The sequence below is a fragment of the Lelliottia sp. SL45 genome (genome assembly GCF_026672535.1).
In the GTDB taxonomy this organism is placed as follows: domain Bacteria; phylum Pseudomonadota; class Gammaproteobacteria; order Enterobacterales; family Enterobacteriaceae; genus Enterobacter; species Enterobacter nimipressuralis.
Window position 1 is genome coordinate 1,270,920 of record NZ_JAPPRH010000003.1, and the last position, 25,247, is coordinate 1,296,166.

Sequence of the window (25,247 nt, forward strand, 5' to 3'; positions counted from 1 at the left end):
TTATAACCCTTAATGCTAGCGCCGGGCGGTGGCAGCGTCTACGTTCATATTGTCTTAAATCATGAAATTAGCCGGAAACGGCTATTACTCGGAAAGGGGGCACTCTCTTTTATTGATCTCGCGCATCCTGTATGATGCGACCTGCTAACCTTATTAACGCTGGTACTACTCCCGCTCACATGACCCTTTTAGCACTCGGTATCAACCACAAAACAGCCCCGGTTTCGCTGCGAGAACGCGTTACGTTTTCGCCGGATACGCTCGACCAGGCGCTGGATAGCCTGCTTGCCCAGCCGATGGTGCAGGGTGGCGTGGTGCTCTCTACGTGCAACCGTACTGAGCTATATCTGAGCGTGGAAGAACAAGACAACCTCCACGAAGCGCTTATCCGCTGGTTATGCGACTACCACAATCTGAACGAAGAAGAGCTGCGCAACAGTCTGTACTGGCATCATGATAATGATGCGGTCAGCCATCTGATGCGCGTCGCCAGCGGCCTCGATTCGCTGGTACTCGGCGAGCCGCAAATACTCGGGCAGGTCAAAAAAGCCTTTGCCGATTCCCAGAAAGGCCATCTCAAAGCCAGCGAGCTGGAACGCATGTTCCAGAAATCATTCTCCGTGGCGAAGCGTGTGCGAACCGAAACCGACATTGGTGCCAGTGCGGTTTCTGTTGCCTTCGCAGCCTGTACGCTGGCGCGTCAAATCTTTGAATCGCTCTCAACGGTCACCGTGCTGCTTGTCGGCGCCGGGGAGACCATTGAGCTGGTGGCGCGTCATCTGCGCGAACATAAGGTCAAGCAGATGATCATCGCCAACCGGACCCGCGAACGCGCGCAGGTACTGGCAGATGAAGTGGGCGCAGAGGTGATTGCCCTCAGCGACATCGATGAACGCCTGAAAGACGCGGACATCATTATCAGTTCAACCGCCAGCCCGCTGCCTATTATCGGTAAAGGGATGGTGGAGCGTGCGCTGAAATCGCGCCGCAATCAGCCAATGCTGCTGGTGGATATCGCCGTCCCGCGTGACGTCGAGCCGGAAGTCGGCAAGCTGGCAAACGCCTATCTCTACAGCGTTGACGATCTGCAAAGTATCATTTCCCACAACCTCGCCCAGCGTAAAGCGGCGGCGGTGCAGGCAGAGACGATTGTCGAGCAGGAATCGAGCGAATTTATGGCCTGGCTGCGCGCGCAAAGCGCCAGCGAGACGATTCGCGAATACCGTGGTCAGGCGGAACAGGTACGTGACGATCTGACGGCCAAAGCGATGGCGGCCCTGGAGCAGGGCGGCGATCCGCAGGTCATTATGCAGGACCTGGCGTGGAAGCTAACCAACCGGTTGATCCATGCTCCAACCAAATCACTTCAACAGGCAGCCCGTGACGGGGATGATGAACGCCTGACTATTCTGCGCAACAGCCTCGGGCTGGAATAGCGCCACACACCCATTTTCTATTACAAGGTGCATTTTACGCCTATGAAGCCCTCTATCGTCGCCAAACTGGAAGCTTTGCACGAGCGCCATGAAGAAGTTCAGGCCCTGCTCGGTGATGCCGCGACTATTGCTGACCAGGATCGTTTTCGCGCCCTGTCGCGCGAATATGCGCAGCTCAGTGATGTTGCGCGCTGCTTTACTGAATGGCAGCAGGTTCAGGAAGATATTGAAACCGCGCAGATGATGCTCGACGACCCTGAAATGCGCGAAATGGCGCAGGAAGAGTTGCAGGACGCCAAAGTGCGCGCCGAAGAGATGGAGCAGCAGCTCCAGGTTCTTCTGCTGCCAAAAGATCCGGACGATGAGCGCAACGCGTTTGTCGAAGTTCGCGCCGGAACGGGTGGCGACGAAGCCGCGCTGTTTGCCGGCGATCTGTTCCGCATGTACAGCCGCTACGCGGAATCCCGCCGCTGGCGCGTAGAAATCATGAGCGCCAACGAAGGCGAGCATGGTGGCTATAAAGAAGTGATCGCCAAGATCAGCGGCGACGGCGTGTATGGCCGTCTGAAGTTTGAGTCCGGCGGGCACCGCGTGCAGCGCGTCCCGGCGACGGAATCCCAGGGTCGAATTCACACCTCTGCCTGTACCGTTGCGGTGATGCCGGAGCTGCCAGAAGCTGAACTGCCGGATATCAATCCAGCCGATTTACGTATTGATACCTTCCGCTCGTCAGGCGCGGGCGGTCAGCACGTCAACACCACCGATTCCGCGATCCGTATTACCCACTTGCCGACCGGCATCGTGGTGGAGTGTCAGGACGAACGTTCCCAGCACAAAAACAAAGCTAAAGCCCTGGCGGTGCTCGGCTCACGTATTCGCGCCGCCGAAATGGCGAAACGCCAGCAGGCCGAAGCGTCTACGCGTCGTAACCTGTTGGGCAGCGGCGATCGCAGCGATCGTAACCGCACCTATAACTTCCCGCAGGGCCGTGTGACCGACCACCGCATCAACCTGACGATTTACCGTCTGGATGAGACGATGGAAGGCAAACTCGACTCCCTGATCGAGCCGATCGTGCAGGAATACCAGGCCGATCAGCTGGCCGCGCTGGCCGAGCAGGACTAATGGATTTTCAGGCCTGGTTACGTGCCGCCGTGGGCGAGCTTTCCAGCAGTGAAAGCCCGCGTCGCGACGCCGAAATCTTGCTGGAACATGTCACCGGAAAAGCGCGTACTTATCTCCTGGCATTCGGTGAGACGCTGCTGACGCCTGAACAGGAAGCGCAGCTCGCGGCGCTGCTCGCCCGGCGTAAAACCGGTGAGCCGGTGGCGCACCTGACCGGTGAACGGGAGTTCTGGTCGCTGCCGCTGTATGTTTCAGCCGCCACGCTGATCCCGCGCCCGGACACCGAGTGTTTGGTCGAGCAGGCGCTGGCGCGTCTGCCTGACGGCCCGTGTCGCATACTGGATTTAGGCACGGGCACCGGCGCGATTGCGCTGGCGCTGGCGAGCGAGCGCCCCGATTGTCAGGTTACCGCGGTCGACGTAATGCCTGACGCGGTAGCCCTGGCGCAGCGCAATCTTGCGCGTCTGGGTTTCAGTAACGTTCAGATCAATCAAAGCAGCTGGTTTTCCGCCCTGGCGCAGCACACCTTTGAGATGATCGTCAGCAATCCGCCTTACATCGATGAGCACGACCCGCATTTGTCGCAGGGGGATGTGCGCTTTGAGCCGCTCACGGCGCTGGTTGCAGCGAACGACGGGCTGGCCGATATCGAACATATCATCACGACCGCCCGCGAGCACCTCGTGCCCGGCGGCTGGCTGCTGCTTGAACACGGCTGGACGCAGGGGGCAGCGGTCCGTGCGCTGTTTAGTGCGGCGGGATACGCGAGCGTCGAAACCTGTCGTGACTACGGCGGCAATGAACGCCTGACGCTGGGGAAAAAGCCATGAGCGCCTTCAGCGTGTTGATCGCTGTGCATATTGCCGCCGTGGTGCTGACCATCAGCTTTTTCGTGGTGCGCTACTGGTGGCGTTACAGCAACCATCCGCTCATCGACGCCCGCTGGGTGCGCGTTGCGCCGCACTGCATCGACACGGTTTTGCTGCTTTCCGGCGCCGGTCTGATGTGGCTAACGGGCTATCTGCCATTTACTGATAAAGGCGCATGGCTGACTGAAAAGCTGTTTGGCGTTATCATCTACATCGTTTTGGGTTTTATCGCGCTTGGACGTCGTCGTCCGCGCAGCCAGCAGGCCGGTTTTATCGCCTTCCTGCTGGGGCTGGTGGTGCTGTACATCATCATTAAACTCGCCACCACAAGAATACCGTTACTGGGGTAAGTATGAGGTCCTTAGCCGATTTCGAATTTAATAAAGTACCGCTTTGCGATGGAATGGTCCTGATCTCTGAGATGATCCGTGACGATTTCACCTCGCAGTGGGTCTACGATGAGCTGGAAAATCTGGCAAGCCTGGCGCGTGAAGAGATCAGCGAAGCGCGTCCTCAGGACTGGCAGCTGGAAAAACTGATCGAGCTGTTTTACGGCGAATGGGGCTTTTGCGACACGCGCGGCGTGTATCGCCTCTCCGACGCGCTGTGGCTGGATCAGGTATTGAAGAACCGTCAGGGCAGCGCCGTTGCTCTGGGGGCTGTTTTGCTGTGGGTCGCTAACCGGCTGGATATTCCGCTGGTGCCGGTCATTTTCCCGACGCAGATGATTTTGCGCGCGGAGTGGCTGGATGGCGAAATGTGGCTGATCAATCCGTTCAATGGCGACACGCTGGACGAGCACACGCTGGATGTCTGGCTGAAGGGCAATATTAGCCCGGTGGCAGAGCTGTTTAACGAAGATCTCGATGAGGCGGATAACGCCGAAGTGGTACGTAAACTGCTGGATACGCTGAAAGCCGCGCTGATGGAAGAGCGGCAGATGGAGCTGGCCCTGCGCGCGAGCGAAGTGCTGCTGCAGTTCAATCCGGAAGACCCGTACGAGATCCGCGACCGTGGCCTTATCTACGCGCAGCTGGAATGTGAGCACGTTGCCCTCAACGATTTGAATTACTTCGTTGAGCAGTGCCCGGAAGATCCGATAAGCGAAATGATTCGCGCGCAGATCAACTCGATCGCGCATAAACAAATTACACTGCATTAATCTTAATTCCGATTCACACCTGAATAAGGCGATCCTATGAAACAAAAAGTGGTTAGCATTGGTGATATCAACGTGGCAAACGACCTGCCGTTCGTGCTGTTTGGTGGCATGAACGTTCTGGAATCCCGCGATCTTGCCATGCGTATCTGCGAGCACTACGTGACTGTGACCCAGAAACTGGGCATTCCGTATGTGTTTAAGGCCTCTTTTGACAAAGCCAACCGCTCCTCTATCAACTCTTACCGTGGCCCGGGCCTGGAAGAGGGGATGAAGATTTTCCAGGAGCTGAAACAGACGTTTGGCGTGAAAGTGATCACCGACGTGCACGAAGCGTCTCAGGCGCAGCCTGTTGCTGACGTGGTGGATGTGATTCAGCTTCCGGCGTTCCTCGCGCGTCAGACCGATCTGGTTGAAGCGATGGCGAAAACCGGCGCAGTCATCAACGTGAAAAAACCCCAGTTCGTCAGCCCTGGCCAGATGGGTAACATCGTCGATAAATTCATCGAAGGCGGCAACGATCAGGTCATCCTGTGTGACCGTGGCGCAAACTTCGGTTACGACAACCTGGTGGTCGACATGCTGGGCTTCAGCGTGATGAAGAAAGTCTCTAACAACTCCCCGGTGATTTTCGACGTGACTCACGCGCTGCAGTGCCGCGACCCGTTTGGTGCAGCCTCCAGCGGCCGTCGTGGTCAGGTCACCGAGCTGGCGCGTGCCGGTATGGCGACCGGTCTGGCCGGTCTGTTTATCGAAGCGCACCCGGATCCAGCCAACGCGAAATGCGACGGCCCATCCGCGCTGCCGCTGGATAAACTGGAGCCGTTCCTGAAACAGATCAAAGCGATTGACGATCTGGTGAAGAGCTTCGATGAGCTGGATACCAGCAACTAATCTCTGAGCAAATAAAAAACCCGCCGCGGCGGGTTTTTTTGTGTCTGGCGGCGCGGCAATGGCGCAGAACGTCAGGCAAATATCGTCATCAGATAGGCGATAAACAGCGCCAGATGCGCAGCGCCATTCAGTACGTTAGTGCGTCCGGTTGAGAACGAGATCTGGCACAGCAGCAGCGACGCTACCATGACAATCATCTCTGGCGCCCCCAGCGCAAAATGCAGGTCATTGCCGGTCATAAAGGCAATCAACGTCACCACCGGTACGGTAAGTGAAATCGTCGCCAGCACCGAGCCGAAGAACAGATTCATGGCGCGCTGGACCTGGTTATTCAGCACCGCTTTCAGGGCACCTAAACCTTCCGGCGAGAGAATCAGCAGCGCTACCAGGAAGCCGGTAAAGGCCACAGGCGCGTTCAGCTCTGTCAGCAGGGTTTCCAGCGGGTTCGCGTTCATCTTGGTGACGGCGATAACCGCAATCAGATGTACGATCAGCCAAACCGTGTGCCACAGGCTGCTGTGCGCTGACGGCTTACCGTGATGCGGGTCATCGTCGTCGCCGTCGTCTTCGTGCTCATACACGAACAGGCTCTGGTGCGTTTTGGTCTGAATCAGCAGGAACACGCCGTACATCGCGGCGGAAATCAGGGCAACCAGCAGCGCCTGACCGGTGGTGAAATTCGCACCCGGCAGCGCCATCGGGAAGACAAGCACAATAACCGCCAGCGGGAAGAGGGCGATCAAATACTGTTTAATGCCAAACAGATTCATATATTGGGTGGCAAATTTCCCCCCGCCCAATAACAGCGAGAAGCCCACCAGGCCGCCGGTAACAATCATAATGATCGAATAGAGCGTATCGCGCATCAGCGTCGGTGCGGCGTCGCCCGTCGCCATCAGTGCGGAAATCAGGCTGACTTCGAGAATAACGACGGAAAGACTTAAAATCAGAGAGCCATAGGGTTCACCCAGGCGGTGAGCCAGAACATCGGCGTGCCGTACGACGCTAAATGCGCTGGATAAAATACCAATAAGAGCAAGAATGTTAATTCCAACGACCACTGGCAGTGACTGACTACTTCCCCAGAAGAGCAGCACAGCCAGTGCCACAAGCGGGAAAATAAGCGACGTCTCCTTGTGGCGGGTCTTAACCGCCTCATGCGTTGTTGTCATGTGATACTCCGTCAATGCAGGTGTTTGTAATTATAGAATGAAATTGCAGGCCATTAAACTAACAGAAAACCGTTAATTACCAGTGATGTTTTACTTAATTTTACGTCACGGTAGCGATTTTTCTCAAACTGCCCGTAAAAACGTTTTTAATCTAAATACAGTCTAAATAACAGTGTTTTAAGTTAATTAATTTCACACAATTGTCATTTTGACTGGCAGTGAAAACAGCCATCGACCACACTTATCTTTTTGACCAAAAAGAGGTGAATCATGCCCTACAAATCGAAAAGCGACCTGCCCGACAGCGTTCAGCATGTGCTGCCTGCCCACGCACAGGATATTTATAAAGAGGCGTTTAACAGCGCCTGGGATCAATATAAGGATAAAGAGGACCGTCGCGACGATGCGAGCCGCGAAGAGACTGCCCATCGTGTCGCGTGGGCGGCGGTAAAACATGATTATGAAAAAGGTGAAGATGATAAATGGCATAAAAAGAAATAGTCGCCTTATGATTAGCCGCCTCTGTTTTGACTTTTCCGGCTGTTGAACTTTCGTTGTATTGCAACTGGCCTGTGAATTGCTTATCGTTTATTGACTGCTGTCAAAATGAGCAGAAAACGAAATGCCGGGAAGGCGCAACAAGATGTCGCAAGGAAGCATGCAGTGGCGGAGGTGGAAAGTGTTAACGCGTGATTTCTTAATGAAGGCAGATTGTAAGACGGCATTTGGTGCTATTGAGGAATCGCTTCTCTGGTCGGCTGAACAACGTGCAGCGTCGCTCGCGGCGACGATTGCCTGTCGTCCGGATGAAGGCCCGGTATGGATATTTGGTTATGGTTCGCTGATGTGGAATCCTGCGCTGGAGTATGTGGAATCCGCAACGGGCACGCTCCCAGGATGGCATCGCGCATTTTGTCTGCGCCTGACTGCCGGACGTGGCAGCGCCTGTCAGCCTGGCCGAATGCTTGCACTAAAAGAGGGCGGGCGCACCACCGGTGTGGCCTATCGTCTGCCGGACGACACCCTCGAAGAGGAGCTGGCGCTGCTGTGGAAGCGCGAAATGATCACCGGCTGCTACATGCCGAGCTGGTGCAAGCTTGAACTCGACGACGGTCGCACCGTCAACGCGCTGGTGTTTATCATGGACCCGCGTCATCCTTTGTACGAATCCGACACCCGAACGCAGGTGATCGCGCCACTTATCGCCGCTGCCAGTGGTCCGCTGGGTACCAACGCCCAGTACCTGTTCTCCCTCGATCAGGAATTGACGCGTTTAGGGATGCAGGATGACTGCCTGAATGAGCTGGTCGCTAAAGTGAAAGCATTAATTGAGGGGGATCCCCGCGAAGCGTCATTGTGTCCGGGTTTTGCCTGAAAAGAGACGCCCGGCTCGCCGGGCGTAAATGTTATGCAGCGACGTAGCTGACGGAGTGCTCCAGCGACTGACTGTGGCTGTCGATCAGTACATCCCAGGTGCCGGTATAGGGCACCGTTAACCACGCATTGTCTTTATTCTGCACGCTTAAAATATCCGCCTGCGACGACTTCTGCGCTTTAGCGCTCATCAAATGAATATGACAGCGCTCTGAGCAGCGCACCACCACCGTATCCCCGCCAAACAGCTTCAAACTTGTTTTTACCAGTGCCATCTCTTTACCCCATAGTCCGGAAACAACGCTCTCCCTGCGGTTAATCCTGAGCGTGATGTTGTTCACAATTCACTCATTGCATAACACCAAAGGGGAAGGCAGGGGATGCTGATTTTGATCAAAAAATGGCATAACGTTTAAACAAAAATGACAAAATGCCTGAAAGGGTTCAGCTGGCGCGTATTTGAACAGGCCAATACGCGCCGGAAGAAAATTATATGCGGAAATGTCCTGCCGTTTCAGCAAGGTCGCCCGCCTGGCTTTGCAGGGCGCTCGCCGCGGCGGCGGATTCCACCACCAGTTCCGCGTTCTGCTGCACCATTCTGTCGAGATGGGTCACGGCGTGGTTGATCTCATGAATGCCTTTCATCTGCTCGCTGGTGGCGATGGTGATTTCACGCATAATCCCCGATACGCTGCCGATGGTGGAGCGGATCTCGTCCATGCTCTCCCCGGCCAGATGCACGTAGCGGGAGCCGGTCGCTACGCTGTGGGCGGTTGAGTCGATCAGCGTTTTGATCTCTTTGGCCGCCTGCGCGCTGCGGCTTGCCAGGCTGCGAACTTCCCCGGCCACCACCGCAAATCCGCGCCCCTGTTCGCCCGCACGGGCTGCTTCTACGGCGGCGTTCAGCGCCAGGATGTTGGTCTGGAAGGCGATCCCGTCAATGACGCTGGTGATATCACCGATTTTGGCCGACGCCACTTCGATAGACTGCATGGTCGTGATGGCCTGAGACACCACTTCGCCGCCGCGCGAAGCCGCAGCCGAGGCTTTGCTCGCCTGATCGTTGGCTTCTGCCGCGGATTCGGTGGACTGAGTGACGGAGGCGGTAATCTGCTCCACAGCGCTGGCGGTTTCACGCAGGCTGGAGGCCGCCTGCTCGGTACGTCCCGAGAGATCCTGGTTGCCCGCCGCGATTTCGCGCGCAGCGTTTTTGACCGAGGAGCTGGCGTCGCGCAGCTGCACCATTACTGTCGACAGCTTATCGCTGAAGGCGTTAAAGGCCTGGGCGATTTCCGCCACTTCGTCCTGGCCGTTATCCGGCAGACGCTGAGAAAGATCGTTTGTTCCGTTGGCGATGGCGTGCATCGCATCGCGGATATTCGACAGGCGCTTGAGCAGGCGGGCAATAATAAAATGAACAATCGCACCGCTCAGCAGCACCAGAATCACCAGTGACAGCCCCGAGGCTTTCAGCAGAGAGCGCATCCCGGAGGTGGCATCGTTACTGTCGAGGGCGACGACTAACAGCCAGTGAGTCCCCGCCACCGGCGTGGCGATGAAGGTTTTCTCCGCGCCGCCCAGGGTGCCGTCGAGTTCCGTGCCTTTTTTCAGCGCGTTGATATCGACGCCGTTGATGGCTTCATTGAAGGGTTTGAGTGTCAGAGCCGGATCGCTGGCGGCAATCACTGTACCGTCGCTGTCAATTAGCAGGCCGCTGCTGGCAGGCGTCGGGTGAATACCGCGCACGTTAGCCACCACGCTGTCCATCGCCACATCCCCGGCGACTACCGCTTTCAGCTCACCGTTTTCTTTCACCGGCACGGCAAAGGTCACCACCAGTTTACCGGTTCCTGCATCCACGTAGGGCGCGGTAACGACAGGCGCATCGGCGCTGACGACCTGCTGATACCACGGGCGCACGGTGGGATCGTAATCCGCCGGGACGCCTGCGGGGTCAGAGAATTTTGCCGTTTTGCTGGCATAGCCGACGTAGACGTTGGTGAAGCCACCGGCCTGTGCCAGTTGCTTAAACACCGGAACCGGATCGTCGCTCAGCGCTACGGATTGCGCGGAGGCGATCACCGTCAGCTTGCTGTTAACCCAGTCGGCAATGGCGAGATTATGGCTGGCACTGGTGCTGGCCAGAATATCGCGCTGCGACTGCTGGTTATCCTGCCGCGTGACCTCGAAGTTAATAATGGTATTCAGAAGAAGGGCGACAACCAGACAACCTGTTGTCGCGGCGATGATACGGGCACGGATTGATCTTAACATTCACTGTGTACCTGCTGAGTTGACTTAAGTAGCCTATCGGCAACCCAGCCGGTAACTTGATGGTGCAACCGCGCCCATAAGTAAAAAATATGTTTACGGGTTTATTATTAAAAAGTTAATACTTTATCGGCGGACAGGGTCCACTGCGCCAGTTCCACCAGGGTGCCAATCTCAACGCCGTCAATCAGCGGCAGGGCGGTGATCCCACGCCCGTCGGTGCAGGTCTTACACAGTTTCACGGGCACATTCTGGGCGGTGAGGATCTCAAGCATCTGCTGAATGTTATAGCCCTCTGCCGGTTTTTGCCCTTTCAGCCCGGCGGTGACGGCATCGGACATCAGAAACAGACGCAGCTCCAGTTCGCTCTCCTGATCGCGCAGGGCGATGGCGAGACGCAGGCTGTTGAACAGGGATTCACTGCCGTAGGCCGCGCCGTTGGCGACGATCACAATTTTCTGCATGGTAACTCCTCAGTGTAATAAGGCACGGATAGGGCTTAGTCCACGGGATAACATTGACCCCGCAGAGTAAGCATGACGAATTTCAATGGCGGGCCACCCGGTGCCATCGAAGGGGGAACAGCACAGCGGTCATGCGCATATGCTACCGCGCGAGCACGGTGGGTTAAACATCTGGCTGTGCGCGCCGGGAAAACGGTACACGGTGGAGTGTAAAGCCAGCCTCTCGGGATATTCCTGAAATTGCCCTTAAGGCTGCAAAAATGTCCGGAACGCGTTAAGGTTAGCACTGTATGAACTTGCGATCTGGATCACAGTTACGACATTCATGATGGCTTCACCACACATTCGCGCGCTGCTGTTACTCCTCCTTATTCCGGCCGGAGCCGTTTCGGCTGCCTCCCGTTCATTTGAAGATCAGGCGAAAAACCCCTTTGATAACAACGGTGATGGCCTGCCGGATCTCGGATTGGCTCAACCCTCCGGTGAGAGTGAAAAACATCTGGCGGAGATGGCGAAAGCCTTCGGTGAAGCAAGCATGACCGACAACGGTTTGACCACCGGCGAGCAGGCGCGCCAGTTTGCATTTGGTCAGGTGCGCGACGTGGTCAGCGGGGAAGTGAATCAGCAGATCGAGTCCTGGCTGTCGCCCTGGGGTAATGCCAGCGTCGATTTGCTGGTGGATGACGACGGCAAATTTACCGGCAGCAGCGGCAGGTGGTTTATTCCCTGGCAGGACAACAACCGCTATCTGAGCTGGAGCCAGCTCGGGCTGACGCAGCAAACCGACGGGCTGGTAAGTAACGCGGGCATCGGCCAGCGCTGGGTCGCGGGGAAATGGCTGCTGGGCTACAACACCTTTTACGATAACTTGCTGGATGAGAATTTACAGCGCGCCGGGCTGGGTGCCGAAGCCTGGGGCGAAAACCTGCGCTTATCGGCAAACTACTACCAGCCGTTCGCCAGCTGGCGCGACAGCTCCGACGTACAAGAGCAGCGGATGGCGCGGGGCTATGACGTGACGGCCAAAGCCTGGCTGCCATACTTTCATCATTTCAATACCAGCGTCAGTTTCGAGCAATATTTCGGTGATAACGTCGATCTGTTTCGCAGCGGCACCGGGTATCACAACCCAATGGCGGTAAACCTCGGGCTGGATTACACACCTGTGCCACTTCTGACGTTTTCGGCGGCCCACAAGCAGGGCGAGAGCGGCGTCAGCCAGAATAATCTTGGCATGAAACTCAACTATCGTTTTGGCGTCCCGCTGAAAAAACAGCTCTCGTCGGATGAAGTGGCGGCTGCGCGCTCGCTGCGCGGAAGTCGCTACGATTCGCCGGATCGGTCCAGCCTGCCGGTGATGGAGTTCCGCCAGCGCAAGACGCTGTCGGTCTATCTGGCGACGCCGCCGTGGGATTTGCATCCGGGGGAAACCGTGAATCTGAAACTGCAGATCCGCAGTACCCATGGGGTGCGTCGTCTTCACTGGCAGGGCGATACGCAGGCGTTAAGTCTGACTTCGCCACCGAATGCGAGCAGCAGTGATGGCTGGAGTGTGATACTTCCGGCCTGGGATGACCGCGAAGGCGCGACGAACCGCTGGCGGCTGTCGGTGGTGGTCGAGGATGAAGACGGGCAGCGTGTCTCTTCCAATGAGATCACGCTCTCTCTGTCGCCACCGCTGCTGGCAGTGCCGGATGACGATCCGAGATGGAAACTGCTGCCGGACGAATAAAACTAGAAAATACGCTCCTGATGAACCCAGACGGCCGCTTCGACGCGCGATTTGAGCTTCATTTTCTTGAGCATATGCTTGACGTGCACTTTGACCGTACTTTCCGTGATATCCAGACGACGGGCGATCATTTTGTTCGGCAGGCCCTGAGCAATCAGCTTCAGAATGTCGCGCTCGCGCGGAGTCAGCTGGCTCACATCGCGGTCGGACGTCGCGCGGTTGGCGCGCAGGCTGGCGGCGAGCACCGGCGTTAAGGCTTCACTCAGTACCATTTCACCTGCGGCGGCCTGTTGCAGGGCTTTCAGCAGATCTTCCGGCTCCATATCTTTGAGCAGATAGCCATCTGCGCCGCGTTTTAGCGCGGTGACGACATCTTCTTCATGGTTGGACACGCTAAACACCACGATGCGCCCGGAGAGGGACTTTTCGCGCAGTTTATCCAGGGTTTCCAGGCCGTTCATGCCCGGCATATTGAGATCGAGCAGGATCAAATCAGGATCGAGTGACTCGGCAAGTTCAATACCCTGTTCGCCGTTGCTGGCTTCGCCCACGACGGTGATATCTGCCGCCATGCTGACAAGTTGTTTTACGCCGGTGCGCAGCATCGGATGATCGTCGATCAACAGGATGGTTGCCGGTTCCTGATTAGTCATGGTTTTCTCCTTCGGAAGTGATTAGAGGCTTTTCGGGAATAAAGGTCACTACGACTTCAGTGCCGCCAGACTCTCCCCGGCGAACCTGGCAATCCCCGCGCAGGCTTTGCGCGCGGTCTCGCATAATAATTAACCCATAGTGGTTGGTGCGTTCAGCGTTTTCCGGCACGCCGCGGCCGTTATCCAGAACCGTCAGTTTCACCTGATTATCATGGTGCGCAACGGTCACCGTCACTGCCGTCGCATCGGCGTGCTTGAGCGCATTGCTCAGGGCTTCGCGGGCGATTTGCAGCAGATGAATGGCCTGATGGGAAGGGACAAAACGCGGCGGCAGCTGGTAGTCCAGCTTCACCGGGAAGCCCAGCCGGGCGCTAAATTCCTGACAGCTCGACTCTAACGCCGGGCGTAAACCTGGCTCGTTGAGCTGTAAACGGAAGGTGGTCAGCAGTTCGCGCAGCTGCACCCAGGAGGTGTTCAGCTCGTTGCGAATCTGACTCAATAATTCTTTGCTGGTGGGTGGCAGGGCGTCGTCCTGCATTTGCAGGCAGCTGACCTGCATTTTGATACAGGAGAGCGACTGGGCTATCGAGTCATGCAGCTCGCGGGCAATGGTCGCGCGCTCCTCCATGACGATCAGCTGCTGCTGCTTTTCCTGATGGCGATCCAGCGCCAGCGTCGCCGTGAGCTGCTCGACCAGCGTATCGACCAGCTGCTGCTGATCGTGGCTCAAATGGCGGCCGGTCGGCAGCGTGGCCAGCAAAATGCCGTACTGAGTGTGGTTGTCCGCGAGACGCCATTTCAGGGTTGTGCCACTGCTGGCGGGCGTTGGTAACCCGCGCGGGCACAGGTGGCACCCTTTGTCATCGCAGGTCATATCCGACTGACAGGTGAATTCCTGATGGTTCTCTTCGTCTTCAACGTCATAGACCCGAAGTTCAATGTCATGCAGCAGGGTCAGATTTTGCAGGCCGTTAAGCACCGGGGAGAGGCGCTCGCAGAGTGGAACCTGAGAGTGCAGACGGCGATTCGCCTGCCACAGGAACGAGAGGATTTCGTTTTTTTGCTCCAGCCCGGCGGTTTTTTCCTGTACGCGTTTTTCCAGCACCGCGTAGCTTTCGGCCAGCTCGCCGGACATATCATTCAGCGCCTGACCGAGCATCGCCATTTCGTTGCGTCCGCTGATGTGCGCGCGCTGGGTGAAATCACGCTGAGTGACGGCGCGGGCCACGGCCAGCAGTTGCTTCCAGGGATAGAGCAGGCGAGCGCGCAGCCAGACGATGGTAAACACCAGCAGCAGCGCCATAAAAACAGCCATTACGCCGTGGACTGTGACCACGCGCTCAATGCGCATTTCGGTGGAGGAGTCGAAAGAGGAGACCAGCGTGTCGATGCGCGCCACAAAACTCGCCACATCACCGGCCACCGTATCAGGGCTGTGCGCTTGCTGCAGTCCAGGTTTGAGCTGACTGTGCCAGTAGCCCTGCAGCGCGTTAAGCTGTTTTGTCTGACCATCGCGACGGGCGGCGATTTCCAGTTCCGGGCTAAATGCGGTACGCTCCATCTCATCCAGCAGGGGCTTGTCTTCCGCCGTCAGCGGCACTGCCGCCAGCAGGCGATAACTCTGCATACGCAGGGAGCCTGCCTTGTTAATGGCATGCGCGCTACCCTGAACGCCCTGTACCAGCCAGCCAGAGATCGCCATGCCGGTCACACCAATAGCGGTGGACAGCAACACGATAAGGGCCAGCTGATTAACCAGCGTCAGCGGAGAGAAGAGTCGTTTTAACATGGGCTTGCCGGGCTCCTGATTTTGCCTGCCTCCAGGAATGGCGCTATTTTCATGCATACCCTGGAGTATACCCATACCAACAAAGGATTACTCCTAAATTGCCGCAGGGGTAATGGCCAGGGGGAGGAGGGACCGGCAAACCGTCAGCGCCGTTAAAAAACCACACCTTTTTTGCCGAAATCATCTACTCACTAAGAGTCATGGCGTTTTTTTGAGCGTCTGACAGTCAACTTTTCCTTTGATTTATATCAACTTACCGCCTGCTTAAAACCCTAATGTTTGCAGCATCATTCGATAATCAGAGGTGTCTATGAGTCACTCATCCGCCCCGGAAAGGGCATCCGGAGCTGTTATAACAGAATGGCATCCGGAAGATCCGGCGTTCTGGCAACAGCGTGGTCAACGTGTAGCAAGTCGTAATCTGTGGATTTCTGTTCCGTGTTTGTTGTTGGCATTCTGTGTCTGGATGCTGTTCAGTGCTGTGGCGGTGAACCTGCCGAAAGTAGGCTTTAACTTCACGACCGATCAGCTGTTTATGCTGACCGCGTTACCTGCGCTCTCCGGCGCGCTGCTGCGTGTTCCTTACGCGTTCATGGTTCCGCTGTTTGGTGGTCGTCGCTGGACGGCGTTCAGCACCGGTATCATGATCATCCCTTGCGTATGGCTGGGTTTTGCGGTGCAGGATACGTCTACTCCGTTCAGCGTGTTTGTCATCATCGCGTTGCTGTGCGGTTTTGCCGGGGCTAACTTTGCCTCCAGCATGGCAAACATCAGCTTCTTCTTCCCGAAACAAAAGCAGGGCGGCGCGCTGGGTATTAACGGCGGCCTCGGGAATATGGGCGTGAGCGTGATGCAGTTGATCGCGCCGCTGGCGATCTCTATGTCTATCTTTGCTGTCTTCGGCGGCACCGGCGTGGAACAGGCAGACGGTTCTAAACTGTTCCTGGAAAACGCGGCCTGGATTTGGGTGCCTTTCCTGGTGGTCTTCACGCTGGCGGCCTGGTTCTTTATGAACGATTTGTCCGCATCTAAAGCGTCGCTGAGTGAGCAGCTGCCGGTTCTGAAACGCGCCCACCTGTGGATCATGGCGCTGCTGTATCTGGCGACCTTTGGCTCCTTTATCGGCTTCTCCGCAGGTTTTGCGATGCTGTCGAAAACCCAGTTCCCGGACGTGCAGATCCTGCATTTTGCCTTCTTCGGTCCGTTTATCGGCGCTCTGGCACGCTCTACCGGCGGGATGATTTCCGACCGTCTGGGCGGGACTCGCGTCACGCTGGTGAACTTTATCCTGATGGCGGTTTTCTGTGCGCTGCTGTTCCTGACGCTGCCAACCAACGGCCAGGGCGGTAACTTTATCGCGTTCTTCGCGGTGTTCATGGGGCTGTTCCTGACGGCTGGTCTCGGGAGTGCTTCGACCTTCCAGATGATCTCCGTGATCTTCCGTAAGCTGACCATGGATCGTGTGAAAGCGCAGGGCGGTACTGAAGAGCGCGCGATGCGTGAAGCCGCAACCGACACCGCAGCGGCACTGGGCTTTATCTCAGCGATTGGCGCGATCGGTGGCTTCTTTATCCCGAAATCATTCGGCATCTCTCTGGAGCTGACCGGCTCCCCGGCGGGTGCGATGAAAGTCTTCCTTATTTTCTATGTCGCCTGCGTGGTGATCACGTGGCTGGTATACGGTCGGAATACTAAGAATAATAAGTAAGTTTGATTATCCGTTTACGCGGCCTCAGTGCCGCGTTTTTTTTATCCTGTATTTAGTTACAACATACTTGTTGGGTGTAGTAACGGGAGCCGGGGTAACACTGTGATCGCCATCGCCTTGCAGCGGTATCTACCCCTTAATACCTAAGATGTTAAAAAAAGCGGGGCCATAAGAAGGATAAATATAAAATATCTATAAATAACAGATAGTTAAAAAATTAATTTTTCTACCGCTTTGGTGGTATTCGCCCTAATACCCTGCGTTATAGAGCCCGCTCGCCTTGATCGTTATCAATTCCCGCCATCTTTCATAGCGTTACCTTCGCTGCAAATCAGCAATGTCGATTTAGAGAGCCACAGGCTCCACACAGGAGATACCCGATGAGCAAATTTTTGGACCGGTTTCGCTACTTCAAGCAGAAGGGCGAGACCTTTGCCGATGGGCACGGTCAGGTTCTGGAAACCAACCGGGACTGGGAAGATGGATACCGTCAACGTTGGCAGCACGATAAAGTCGTTCGTTCTACACACGGTGTAAACTGCACCGGTTCCTGCAGCTGGAAGATCTTCGTTAAGAACGGTCTGGTTACCTGGGAAATGCAGCAGACCGACTATCCGCGTACCCGCCCGGATATGCCAAACCATGAACCGCGCGGCTGCCCGCGTGGTGCGAGCTACTCCTGGTATCTGTACAGCGCTAACCGCCTGAAATACCCGCTGATGCGTAAACGCCTGATGAAGATGTGGCGTGAAGCGAAAGTGCAGCACAGCGATCCGGTTGATGCCTGGGCCTCCATTATTGAAGACGCTGATAAAGCGAAAAGCTTTAAACAGGCGCGTGGACGCGGCGGTTTTGTTCGTTCCTCCTGGCAGGAAGTGAACGAGCTGATTGCGGCCTCCAACGTCTACACCGTTAAAACCTACGGCCCGGACCGCGTGGCAGGCTTCTCGCCAATTCCGGCGATGTCGATGGTCTCTTACGCCTCGGGCGCGCGCTACCTGTCTCTCATCGGCGGGACCTGCCTGAGTTTCTACGACTGGTACTGTGACTTACCGCCAGCCTCTCCGCAGACCTGGGGCGAACAGACTGACGTTCCTGAATCCGCGGACTGGTACAACTCCAGCTATATCATCGCCTGGGGCTCTAACGTGCCGCAGACCCGTACTCCGGACGCCCACTTCTTTACTGAAGTACGTTACAAAGGCACCAAAACCGTTGCCGTAACGCCGGACTACGCCGAAATCGCGAAACTGTGCGATCTGTGGCTGGCACCGAAGCAGGGTACCGATGCCGCGATGGCGCTGGCGATGGGTCACGTCATGCTGCGTGAATTCCACCTCGACAAACCAAGCCAGTATTTCACCGACTACGTGCGTCGCTACACTGACATGCCAATGCTGGTGATGCTCGAAGAGCGAGACGGCTACTACGCAGCGGGTCGTATGCTGCGTGCGGCGGATCTGGTGGATGCGCTGGGCCAGGAAAATAACCCGGAATGGAAAACCGTCGCCTTCAACAATGAAGGGGATATGGTCGCGCCGAACGGCTCCATCGGTTTCCGTTGGGGTGAAAAAGGCAAATGGAACCTCGAGCAACGTAACGCGACCACCGGTGATGAGACCGAACTGCGCCTCAGTATGCTGGGCAGCCAGGACGATATCGCGGAAGTCGGATTCCCGTACTTCGGCGGCGAAGGTTCTGAACACTTCAAGAAAGTGGAGCTGGAAAACATCCTGCTGCACAAACTGCCGGTGAAACGTCTGCAACTGGCTGACGGATCGACCGCACTGGTGACCACCGTTTACGATCTGACGATGGCCAACTACGGTCTGGAACGCGGTCTGAACGACGAAAACTGTGCAACCAGCTACGACGACATCAAAGCGTATACCCCGGCGTGGGCAGAGCAGGTGACGGGCGTGCCACGCGCACAAATCACCCGTATCGCGCGTGAATTCGCCGACAACGCTGACAAAACTCACGGTCGTTCGATGATTATCGTCGGCGCGGGCCTGAACCACTGGTATCACCTCGATATGAACTATCGTGGCCTGATCAATATGCTGGTGTTCTGCGGCTGTATCGGTCAGAGCGGCGGCGGTTGGGCACACTACGTGGGCCAGGAAAAACTGCGTCCGCAGACCGGCTGGCAGCCGCTGGCGTTTGGCCTCGACTGGCAGCGTCCGGCGCGTCACATGAACAGCACCTCCTATTTCTACAACCACTCCAGCCAGTGGCGTTACGAAACCGTGACCGCGCAGGAGTTGCTGTCGCCAATGGCGGATAAATCCCGCTATACCGGACATCTCATCGACTTCAACGTGCGTGCAGAACGCATGGGCTGGCTGCCCTCTGCGCCACAGCTGGGCACTAACCCGCTGCGCATCGCAGAAGAAGCGAAAAAAGCCGGTATGTCACCGGTCGATTACACCGTGAAATCCCTGAAAGACGGCTCGCTTCGCTTTGCGGCGGAACAGCCTGAAAACGGCAAAAACCACCCGCGTAACCTGTTTATCTGGCGTTCGAACCTGCTCGGTTCGTCCGGTAAAGGTCACGAATACATGCTGAAGTACCTGCTGGGCACTGACCACGGTATTCAGGGTAAAGATCTGGGCAAACAGGGCGGCGTGAAACCTGAAGAAGTCGAGTGGAAAGACAACGGTCTCGACGGCAAGCTGGATCTGGTGGTGACGCTGGACTTCCGTCTCTCCAGTACCTGTCTCTACTCCGATATCGTGCTGCCGACGGCGACCTGGTACGAAAAAGACGACATGAATACGTCGGATATGCATCCGTTTATTCACCCGCTGTCTGCGGCCGTTGACCCGGCGTGGGATTCCAAAAGCGACTGGGAAATCTACAAAGGCATCGCCAAAAAGTTCTCAGAAGTGTGCGTAGGCCACCTGGGTGTGGAAACCGACGTAGTGACGCTGCCCATCCAGCACGACTCCGCCGCCGAACTGGCGCAGCCGCTGGATGTGAAGGACTGGAAAAAAGGCGAATGCGATCTGATCCCAGGTAAAACCGCGCCGCACATCATTCCGGTGGAGCGTGATTATCCTGCCACCTACGAGCGCTTTACCTCTATCGGCCCGCTGATGGAGAAAATCGGTAACGGCGGGAAAGGCATCGCCTGGAACACCCAGAGCGAAATGGATCTGCTGCGTAAGCTCAATTACACCAAAGCGGACGGCCCGGCGAAAGGCCAGCCAATGCTGAACACGGCGATTGATGCGGCAGAGATGATCCTGACCCTCGCACCGGAAACCAACGGTCAGGTGGCGGTAAAAGCCTGGGCTGCACTCAGCGAGTTTACCGGTCGTGACCACACGCATCTGGCGCTGAATAAAGAAGACGAGAAAATCCGCTTCCGTGATATTCAGGCCCAGCCGCGCAAAATTATCTCCAGCCCGACCTGGTCTGGTCTGGAAGATGAGCATGTGTCCTATAACGCCGGGTATACCAACGTGCACGAGCTGATCCCGTGGCGTACCCTTACCGGCCGTCAGTCCCTGTATCAGGACCACCAGTGGATGCGTGATTTCGGTGAAAGCCTGCTGGTTTACCGTCCGCCAATCGACACCCGTTCGGTGAAAGAGGTGATGGGCGAGAAATCCAACGGTAACCCGGAAAAAGCGCTGAACTTCCTGACGCCGCACCAGAAGTGGGGTATCCACTCTACCTACAGCGACAACCTGCTGATGCTGACTTTAGGTCGCGGTGGGCCAATTGTCTGGATGAGCGAAGTGGATGCCAAAGATCTGGGCATCGTGGATAACGACTGGATTGAAGTGTTCAACAGCAACGGTGCGCTGACGGCACGTGCGGTGGTAAGCCAGCGTGTGCCAGCCGGGATGACCATGATGTACCACGCGCAGGAACGTATCGTGAACCTGCCGGGTTCTGAAATCACCCAGCAGCGCGGCGGTATCCATAACTCGGTGACGCGTATCACGCCAAAACCGACTCACATGATCGGCGGCTATGCGCAACTGGCGTACAGCTTTAACTACTACGGTACGGTCGGCTCCAACCGCGATGAGTTCGTGGTGGTGCGTAAGATGAAGAATATTGACTGGTTAGATGGCGAAGGTAATGACCAGGTACAGGAGAGCGTAAAATGAAAATTCGTTCACAAGTCGGCATGGTGCTGAATCTGGATAAATGCATCGGCTGTCATACCTGCTCAGTCACCTGTAAAAACGTCTGGACCAGCCGCGAAGGCGCGGAATACGCGTGGTTTAACAACGTAGAAACCAAGCCGGGCACCGGTTTCCCGACCGACTGGGAAAACCAGGAAAAATGGAAGGGCGGCTGGATCCGCAAGATCAACGGCAAACTGGTGCCGCGCATGGGTAACAAAGCGCTGCTGCTGGGTAAAATCTTCGCTAACCCGCACCTGCCGGGCATCGACGATTACTACGAGCCGTTTGATTTTGACTACCAGAATCTGCACAACGCGCCAGAAGGGAAACATCAGCCGATTGCCCGTCCGCGTTCACTGATCACCGGCCAGCGTATGGACAAAATCAGTAAAGGTCCGAACTGGGAAGACGATCTGGGCGGCGAATTCGAGAAACTGTCGAAAGATCAGAACTTCGAAAACATGCAGAAGGCGATGTACGGTCAGTTCGAAAATACCTTCATGATGTATCTGCCGCGTCTGTGCGAACACTGCCTCAACCCGGCGTGTGTGGCGACCTGTCCGAGCGGTGCGATCTACAAACGTGAAGAGGACGGCATCGTCCTGATCGACCAGGACAAGTGCCGCGGCTGGCGGATGTGCATTACCGGTTGCCCGTACAAAAAGATCTACTTCAACTGGAAGAGCGGGAAGTCCGAGAAGTGCATCTTCTGTTATCCGCGTATCGAAGCGGGTATGCCGACCGTCTGTTCTGAAAGCTGCGTAGGCCGTATTCGTTATCTGGGCGTGCTGCTGTATGACGCGGATGCGATTGAGACCGCCGCAAGCACCGAGAACGAGAAAGATCTCTATCAGCGTCAGCTGGACGTGTTCCTCGATCCTAACGATCCAAAAGTGATCGAGCAGGCGCTGAAAGACGGTATCCCGCAGAGCGTGATTGACGCCGCACAGCAGTCGCCGGTGTACAAAATGGCGATGGACTGGAAGCTGGCCCTGCCGCTGCACCCAGAATATCGCACGCTGCCGATGGTCTGGTACGTGCCGCCACTGTCACCGATTCAGTCCGCTGCCGATGCGGGTGAGCTGGGCAGCAACGGTATTTTACCGGACGTGGAAAGCCTGCGTATCCCGGTTCAGTACCTGGCGAACCTGCTCACCGCAGGCGATACCCAGCCGGTGCTGCTGGCCCTGAAACGTATGCTGGCGATGCGTCATTTCAAACGCGCGGAAACGGTCGAGGGTGTGATCGATACCCGCGCGCTGGAAGAGGTGGGTTTAAGCGAAGCCCAGGCGCAGGAGATGTACCGCTATCTGGCGATTGCGAATTACGAAGATCGTTTCGTGGTGCCGAGCAGCCACCGTGAGCTGGCGCGTGAAGCCTTCCCGGAGAAGAGCGGTTGTGGCTTTACCTTTGGCGACGGTTGCCACGGTTCAGACAGCAAATTCAACCTGTTTAACAGCCGTCGCATTGATGCGATGGATGTGACCAGCAAAACGGAGCCGCACCAATGATTGAACTCGTCATTGTTTCGCGTCTGCTCGAGTACCCTGATGCTGCCCTGTGGCAGCATCAGCAGGAACTCTTTGATGCACTCGCGTCATCAGAAAATCTGGATAAAGAAGATGCACAGGCGCTGGGTATTTTCCTGCGTGATTTACTCACTCAGGATCAGCTGGACGCGCAGTCTGACTACAGCCAGCTGTTCGACCGTGGCCGTGCGACTTCGCTGCTGCTGTTCGAACACGTTCACGGTGAATCCCGCGATCGTGGCCAGGCGATGGTTGACCTGATGGCACAGTACGAAGCTCAGGGCTTGCAGTTAGACAGCCGCGAACTGCCGGATCATCTCCCGCTTTACCTGGAATATCTGGCTCAGCTGCCGCGTGAAGAGGCGCTGGGCGGTTTGCAGGACATCGCGCCGATTCTGGCGTTGTTAAGTGCGCGCCTGAAGCAGCGTGAAAGCCGCTATGCGGTGCTGTTCGATCTGCTGGTGAAACTGGCGAATACCGCCATCGACAGCGATAAAGTGGCGGAGAAAATCGCCGATGAAGCGCGCGATGATACCCCACAGGCGCTGGATGCGGTGTGGGAAGAAGAGCAGGTGAAATTCCTTGCTGACCAGAACTGTGGCGAGTCAGAAATCTCGGCTCACCAGCGTCGTTTTGCCGGAGCTGTCGCCCCGCAATATTTGAATATCTCTAACGGAGGACAGCACTAATGCACTTCCTGAATATGTTCTTCTTCGATATCTATCCTTACATTGCGGGTACCGTGTTCCTGGTGGGCAGCTGGCTGCGCTACGACTACGGCCAGTACACCTGGCGTGCAGGCTCCAGCCAGATGCTGGATCGCAAAGGGATGAACCTGGCGTCTAACCTGTTCCACATCGGGATTCTGGGTGTGATTGCAGGCCATGCCTTCGGGATGCTGACACCGCACTGGATGTATGAAGCCTGGCTGCCGCTGGACGTGAAACAGAAAATGGCGATGTTTGGTGGTGGTGCTGCGGGCCTGATGTGTCTGGTGGGCGGTTTGCTGCTCCTCAAACGCCGTCTGTTCAGCCCTCGCATCCGTGCGACCACGACAGTTGCTGATATTCTGGTGATGGCGGTGCTGGTGATTCAGTGCGCCCTGGGTCTGGCGACGATTCCGTTCTCTGCCCAACATATGGACGGCAGCGAAATGATGAAACTGGTTGGTTGGGCGCAGTCTGTGGTGACCTTCCACGGCGGGGCGTCCGCGCATCTCGACGGGGTGGCGTTTATCTTCCGCATGCATCTGGTGCTGGGTATGACGCTGTTCGTGCTGTTCCCGTTCTCGCGCCTGGTGCATATCTGGAGCGTGCCGGTCGAGTATCTGACGCGTAGATATCAGATCGTTCGCGCACGTCGCTAAGCGGCGCATGCTGAATGAACAAAACCCTGCTTCGGCGGGGTTTTTTTCGCCTCTGGAAACGGATTACGACGAGAGAAAAGCAGGTGTGTGAAAGTCGGTTAAATATTTAATGGGGAAGAAAAGGTGGACGGAAATAGGAAATATTGCGCGAACAGAAAAGTTGGGATTTGGTCTGAGAAATGGTGGCGGGGGAAGGATGACTCAGCGCGTTGCGCTTCGCCCTTCGGGTCGTTGCCTGCGGCAACGCTTTCTCGCTACGCTCGAATCGAACCTTAGTCGAAGCTTCTCATCCTTCCCCAATGGGAATATGAAATATTCTGCGGATAAAAAGTTTGGATTTAATCTTCGAGATGGTGGCGGGGGAAGGATTCGAACCTTCGAAGTCGATGACGGCAGATTTACAGTCTGCTCCCTTTGGCCGCTCGGGAACCCCGCCAGGGGTATGATGCTTGAGCGTTGAGATGGTGGTGGGGGAAGGATTCGAACCTTCGAAGTCGATGACGGCAGATTTACAGTCTGCTCCCTTTGGCCGCTCGGGAACCCCACCACGGGGTAATGCTTTTACTGGCCTGCTTCTTGCTGGAAGCGGGGCGCATCATATCAAATGACGCGCCCCTGTAAAGCATTCCTTTGATGAAAACGATTCGTTTGTCTGCTTTTTACCCGTAAAGGCGCAAAGCTAATCAATTCATTTCACAAAGGATTAAAGAATAATCGTTCTGTTGCCGTAAACGAAGACGCGTTGGGCGAGCACCTGATACAGCGCGCGGCTTAACACGTTCTTCTCGACGTCGCGTCCGGCACGCATCATGTCTTCCGCCGTGTAGGTGTGATCGACGTGAATCACGTCCTGCATGATGATCGGGCCTTCATCCAGGTTGTCGTTTACATAGTGGGCGGTTGCACCGATGATCTTCACACCACGCTCGTAGGCCTGGTGATAAGGACGCGCACCAATAAACGCCGGCAGGAACGAGTGGTGAATGTTGATGATCTTATTCGGGAAGCGGGAAACGAATGATGGCGTCAACACGCGCATGTACTTCGCCAGCACCACGTAGTCCGGGTTGTGCGCTTCGATGGCCTGAGCCATCAGATCGTCGTGCTCTTCGCGGGTGTGGCCTTCATGGCTCACCAGCTCGAACGGAATATCAAAACGTTCAACCAGGGTACGCAGGGTATCGTGGTTGCCAATTACCGCGGCAATTTCGACGTCCAGACCACCGTAATTGGCTTTCATGAGCAGATCGCCCAGGCAGTGGGCCTCTTTGGTGACCAGAATCACCACGCGGCGACGCCCGGCTGGGGTCAGTTCACGGATGGAGTTTTCCGGTAACGCGCCATCGAGATCGGCGAGCAGGGTGGTGTCGTTGAAGATCCCTTCCAGTTCGGTGCGCATAAAGAAGCGGCCGGTGCGGTGATCCACAAATTCGTTGTTCTGCACGATATTCAGTTCATGCTTGTAACAAATGTTGGTAATACGGGCGATCAAACCCTTCTGGTCCGGGCAAATGGTACGCAGTATTTTGCGTTGTAATGATTGCATCGCGAGGAAATCCTG

General features: G+C 56.3%; 21 protein-coding genes, 2 tRNA genes and 1 other RNA gene. 14 read left to right on the plus strand and 10 right to left on the minus strand.

What is annotated here, in order from left to right; all coding sequences use genetic code 11:
- Nucleotides 1-179: 179 nt before the first annotated feature.
- Genes hemA through kdsA form a run of 6 tightly spaced genes read left to right on the plus strand, consistent with a single transcriptional unit; the run spans nucleotide 180 to nucleotide 5,483 of the window.
- Nucleotides 180-1,436 carry a glutamyl-tRNA reductase gene (gene hemA / locus OVA10_RS12105; protein WP_107703423.1) on the plus strand — a complete coding sequence of 419 codons (1,257 nt, stop codon included), beginning with the start codon at nucleotides 180-182 and terminating at the stop codon, nucleotides 1,434-1,436.
- Between the two features lie 42 nt (nucleotides 1,437-1,478).
- Complete coding sequence (gene prfA, locus OVA10_RS12110; RefSeq protein WP_268196027.1) at nucleotides 1,479-2,561, plus strand: peptide chain release factor 1; 1,083 nt, start codon at nucleotides 1,479-1,481, stop codon at nucleotides 2,559-2,561.
- Nucleotides 2,561-3,391 carry a peptide chain release factor N(5)-glutamine methyltransferase gene (gene prmC / locus OVA10_RS12115; RefSeq protein ID WP_248858591.1) on the plus strand — a complete coding sequence of 277 codons (831 nt, stop codon included), beginning with the start codon at nucleotides 2,561-2,563 and terminating at the stop codon, nucleotides 3,389-3,391. The genes prfA and prmC overlap by 1 nt, the downstream gene beginning before the upstream one ends.
- The gene (gene sirB2 / locus OVA10_RS12120) at nucleotides 3,388-3,780 is read left to right on the plus strand and encodes an invasion regulator SirB2 (protein ID WP_100779913.1); all 393 of its coding nucleotides are present in this window, start codon (nucleotides 3,388-3,390) and stop codon (nucleotides 3,778-3,780) included. The genes prmC and sirB2 overlap by 4 nt, the downstream gene beginning before the upstream one ends.
- Before the next feature lie 2 nt (nucleotides 3,781-3,782).
- Nucleotides 3,783-4,592 carry an invasion regulator SirB1 gene (gene sirB1 / locus OVA10_RS12125; RefSeq protein ID WP_100779914.1) on the plus strand — a complete coding sequence of 270 codons (810 nt, stop codon included), beginning with the start codon at nucleotides 3,783-3,785 and terminating at the stop codon, nucleotides 4,590-4,592.
- Between the two features lie 36 nt (nucleotides 4,593-4,628).
- The gene (gene kdsA, locus OVA10_RS12130; protein ID WP_100779915.1) at nucleotides 4,629-5,483 is read left to right on the plus strand and encodes a 3-deoxy-8-phosphooctulonate synthase; all 855 of its coding nucleotides are present in this window, start codon (nucleotides 4,629-4,631) and stop codon (nucleotides 5,481-5,483) included.
- A 71-nt stretch (nucleotides 5,484-5,554) separates the two neighbouring features.
- On the opposite strand, the gene chaA is transcribed toward kdsA, so the two are convergent.
- The gene (chaA, locus tag OVA10_RS12135) at nucleotides 5,555-6,655 is read right to left on the minus strand and encodes a sodium-potassium/proton antiporter ChaA (protein WP_100779916.1); all 1,101 of its coding nucleotides are present in this window, start codon (nucleotides 6,653-6,655) and stop codon (nucleotides 5,555-5,557) included.
- A gap of 270 nt (nucleotides 6,656-6,925) precedes the next feature.
- Here chaA and chaB point away from each other — a divergent pair, with 270 nt between their 5' ends.
- Nucleotides 6,926-7,156, plus strand: a complete 231-nt coding sequence (chaB, locus tag OVA10_RS12140; RefSeq protein ID WP_100779917.1) for a putative cation transport regulator ChaB — start codon at nucleotides 6,926-6,928, stop codon at nucleotides 7,154-7,156.
- A gap of 178 nt (nucleotides 7,157-7,334) precedes the next feature.
- A complete protein-coding gene (locus OVA10_RS12145) occupies nucleotides 7,335-8,030 on the plus strand; it encodes a gamma-glutamylcyclotransferase (protein WP_268196028.1) in 696 nt (231 codons plus the stop codon).
- A gap of 31 nt (nucleotides 8,031-8,061) precedes the next feature.
- Here OVA10_RS12145 and OVA10_RS12150 read toward each other — a convergent pair whose 3' ends face one another.
- The 3 genes from OVA10_RS12150 to OVA10_RS12160 form a co-directional block, all read right to left on the minus strand.
- The gene (locus OVA10_RS12150) at nucleotides 8,062-8,304 is read right to left on the minus strand and encodes a DUF1883 domain-containing protein (protein WP_100779919.1); all 243 of its coding nucleotides are present in this window, start codon (nucleotides 8,302-8,304) and stop codon (nucleotides 8,062-8,064) included.
- A 214-nt stretch (nucleotides 8,305-8,518) separates the two neighbouring features.
- Nucleotides 8,519-10,303: a methyl-accepting chemotaxis protein gene (locus OVA10_RS12155; RefSeq protein ID WP_102103895.1), complete on the minus strand. Its 1,785-nt coding sequence runs from the start codon at nucleotides 10,301-10,303 to the stop codon at nucleotides 8,519-8,521.
- A gap of 107 nt (nucleotides 10,304-10,410) precedes the next feature.
- On the minus strand, nucleotides 10,411-10,764 hold the full coding sequence (locus OVA10_RS12160; RefSeq protein ID WP_100779921.1) for a DsrE/DsrF/TusD sulfur relay family protein: 354 nt from the start codon (nucleotides 10,762-10,764) through the stop codon (nucleotides 10,411-10,413).
- Between the two features lie 325 nt (nucleotides 10,765-11,089).
- On the opposite strand from OVA10_RS12160, the gene OVA10_RS12165 reads away from it, so the two are divergent.
- Entirely contained in the window at nucleotides 11,090-12,496 is a 1,407-nt protein-coding gene (locus OVA10_RS12165) for a YchO/YchP family invasin (RefSeq protein WP_123427698.1), read from the plus strand.
- A gap of 2 nt (nucleotides 12,497-12,498) precedes the next feature.
- Here OVA10_RS12165 and narL read toward each other — a convergent pair whose 3' ends face one another.
- Both narL and narX read right to left on the minus strand, forming a co-directional pair.
- Nucleotides 12,499-13,149, minus strand: coding sequence for a two-component system response regulator NarL (narL, locus tag OVA10_RS12170; protein WP_100779923.1), 651 nt, complete (start codon nucleotides 13,147-13,149; stop codon nucleotides 12,499-12,501).
- Nucleotides 13,142-14,938, minus strand: coding sequence for a nitrate/nitrite two-component system sensor histidine kinase NarX (gene narX, locus OVA10_RS12175; protein ID WP_268196029.1), 1,797 nt, complete (start codon nucleotides 14,936-14,938; stop codon nucleotides 13,142-13,144). The genes narL and narX overlap by 8 nt, the downstream gene beginning before the upstream one ends.
- A gap of 310 nt (nucleotides 14,939-15,248) precedes the next feature.
- Between narX and OVA10_RS12180 the strand changes: the two genes are divergently transcribed.
- The 5 genes from OVA10_RS12180 (at nucleotide 15,249) to narI (ending at nucleotide 23,686) form a co-directional block, all read left to right on the plus strand.
- Entirely contained in the window at nucleotides 15,249-16,646 is a 1,398-nt protein-coding gene (locus tag OVA10_RS12180) for a NarK family nitrate/nitrite MFS transporter (protein WP_268196030.1), read from the plus strand.
- A 380-nt stretch (nucleotides 16,647-17,026) separates the two neighbouring features.
- Complete coding sequence (locus OVA10_RS12185; protein ID WP_100779926.1) at nucleotides 17,027-20,770, plus strand: nitrate reductase subunit alpha; 3,744 nt, start codon at nucleotides 17,027-17,029, stop codon at nucleotides 20,768-20,770.
- Nucleotides 20,767-22,302, plus strand: a complete 1,536-nt coding sequence (narH, locus tag OVA10_RS12190; protein ID WP_102103888.1) for a nitrate reductase subunit beta — start codon at nucleotides 20,767-20,769, stop codon at nucleotides 22,300-22,302. Before OVA10_RS12185 ends, narH begins: the two co-directional genes overlap by 4 nt.
- Nucleotides 22,299-23,009 (plus strand): nitrate reductase molybdenum cofactor assembly chaperone, encoded by a 711-nt coding sequence (gene narJ, locus OVA10_RS12195; protein ID WP_100779928.1) that lies wholly within the window; start codon nucleotides 22,299-22,301, stop codon nucleotides 23,007-23,009. Before narH ends, narJ begins: the two co-directional genes overlap by 4 nt.
- Complete coding sequence (gene narI / locus OVA10_RS12200) at nucleotides 23,009-23,686, plus strand: respiratory nitrate reductase subunit gamma (RefSeq protein WP_268196031.1); 678 nt, start codon at nucleotides 23,009-23,011, stop codon at nucleotides 23,684-23,686. The genes narJ and narI overlap by 1 nt, the downstream gene beginning before the upstream one ends.
- 180 nt (nucleotides 23,687-23,866) lie before the next feature.
- Here the strand turns inward: narI and OVA10_RS12205 are convergent.
- The 4 genes from OVA10_RS12205 to purU all read right to left on the minus strand — a co-directional run bounded on the left by OVA10_RS12205 (nucleotide 23,867) and on the right by purU (nucleotide 25,232).
- A non-coding RNA gene (locus OVA10_RS12205) (RtT sRNA) lies at nucleotides 23,867-23,997 on the minus strand.
- Nucleotides 23,998-24,037: 40 nt separating this feature from the next.
- A tRNA-Tyr gene (locus OVA10_RS12210) sits at nucleotides 24,038-24,122 on the minus strand.
- A gap of 26 nt (nucleotides 24,123-24,148) precedes the next feature.
- Nucleotides 24,149-24,233, minus strand: a tRNA-Tyr gene (locus OVA10_RS12215).
- A gap of 156 nt (nucleotides 24,234-24,389) precedes the next feature.
- Nucleotides 24,390-25,232: a formyltetrahydrofolate deformylase gene (gene purU / locus OVA10_RS12220; protein ID WP_100779930.1), complete on the minus strand. Its 843-nt coding sequence runs from the start codon at nucleotides 25,230-25,232 to the stop codon at nucleotides 24,390-24,392.
- Nucleotides 25,233-25,247 lie beyond the last annotated feature (15 nt).

Excerpts from the sequence above, each read along its gene's own strand:
- hemA (WP_107703423.1), top strand. The coding sequence starts at position 180 with ATGACCCTTTTAGCACTCGGTATCAACCACAAAACAGCCCCGGTTTCG.
- prfA (WP_268196027.1), top strand. The coding sequence starts at position 1,479 with ATGAAGCCCTCTATCGTCGCCAAACTGGAAGCTTTGCACGAGCGCCAT.
- prmC (WP_248858591.1), top strand. The coding sequence starts at position 2,561 with ATGGATTTTCAGGCCTGGTTACGTGCCGCCGTGGGCGAGCTTTCCAGC.
- sirB2 (WP_100779913.1), top strand. The coding sequence starts at position 3,388 with ATGAGCGCCTTCAGCGTGTTGATCGCTGTGCATATTGCCGCCGTGGTG.
- sirB1 (WP_100779914.1), top strand. The coding sequence starts at position 3,783 with ATGAGGTCCTTAGCCGATTTCGAATTTAATAAAGTACCGCTTTGCGAT.
- kdsA (WP_100779915.1), top strand. The coding sequence starts at position 4,629 with ATGAAACAAAAAGTGGTTAGCATTGGTGATATCAACGTGGCAAACGAC.
- chaA (WP_100779916.1), bottom strand. The coding sequence starts at position 6,655 with ATGACAACAACGCATGAGGCGGTTAAGACCCGCCACAAGGAGACGTCG.
- chaB (WP_100779917.1), top strand. The coding sequence starts at position 6,926 with ATGCCCTACAAATCGAAAAGCGACCTGCCCGACAGCGTTCAGCATGTG.
- OVA10_RS12150 (WP_100779919.1), bottom strand. The coding sequence starts at position 8,304 with ATGGCACTGGTAAAAACAAGTTTGAAGCTGTTTGGCGGGGATACGGTG.
- OVA10_RS12155 (WP_102103895.1), bottom strand. The coding sequence starts at position 10,303 with ATGTTAAGATCAATCCGTGCCCGTATCATCGCCGCGACAACAGGTTGT.
- OVA10_RS12160 (WP_100779921.1), bottom strand. The coding sequence starts at position 10,764 with ATGCAGAAAATTGTGATCGTCGCCAACGGCGCGGCCTACGGCAGTGAA.
- OVA10_RS12165 (WP_123427698.1), top strand. The coding sequence starts at position 11,090 with ATGATGGCTTCACCACACATTCGCGCGCTGCTGTTACTCCTCCTTATT.
- narL (WP_100779923.1), bottom strand. The coding sequence starts at position 13,149 with ATGACTAATCAGGAACCGGCAACCATCCTGTTGATCGACGATCATCCG.
- narX (WP_268196029.1), bottom strand. The coding sequence starts at position 14,938 with ATGTTAAAACGACTCTTCTCTCCGCTGACGCTGGTTAATCAGCTGGCC.
- OVA10_RS12180 (WP_268196030.1), top strand. The coding sequence starts at position 15,249 with ATGAGTCACTCATCCGCCCCGGAAAGGGCATCCGGAGCTGTTATAACA.
- OVA10_RS12185 (WP_100779926.1), top strand. The coding sequence starts at position 17,027 with ATGAGCAAATTTTTGGACCGGTTTCGCTACTTCAAGCAGAAGGGCGAG.
- narH (WP_102103888.1), top strand. The coding sequence starts at position 20,767 with ATGAAAATTCGTTCACAAGTCGGCATGGTGCTGAATCTGGATAAATGC.
- narJ (WP_100779928.1), top strand. The coding sequence starts at position 22,299 with ATGATTGAACTCGTCATTGTTTCGCGTCTGCTCGAGTACCCTGATGCT.
- narI (WP_268196031.1), top strand. The coding sequence starts at position 23,009 with ATGCACTTCCTGAATATGTTCTTCTTCGATATCTATCCTTACATTGCG.
- purU (WP_100779930.1), bottom strand. The coding sequence starts at position 25,232 with ATGCAATCATTACAACGCAAAATACTGCGTACCATTTGCCCGGACCAG.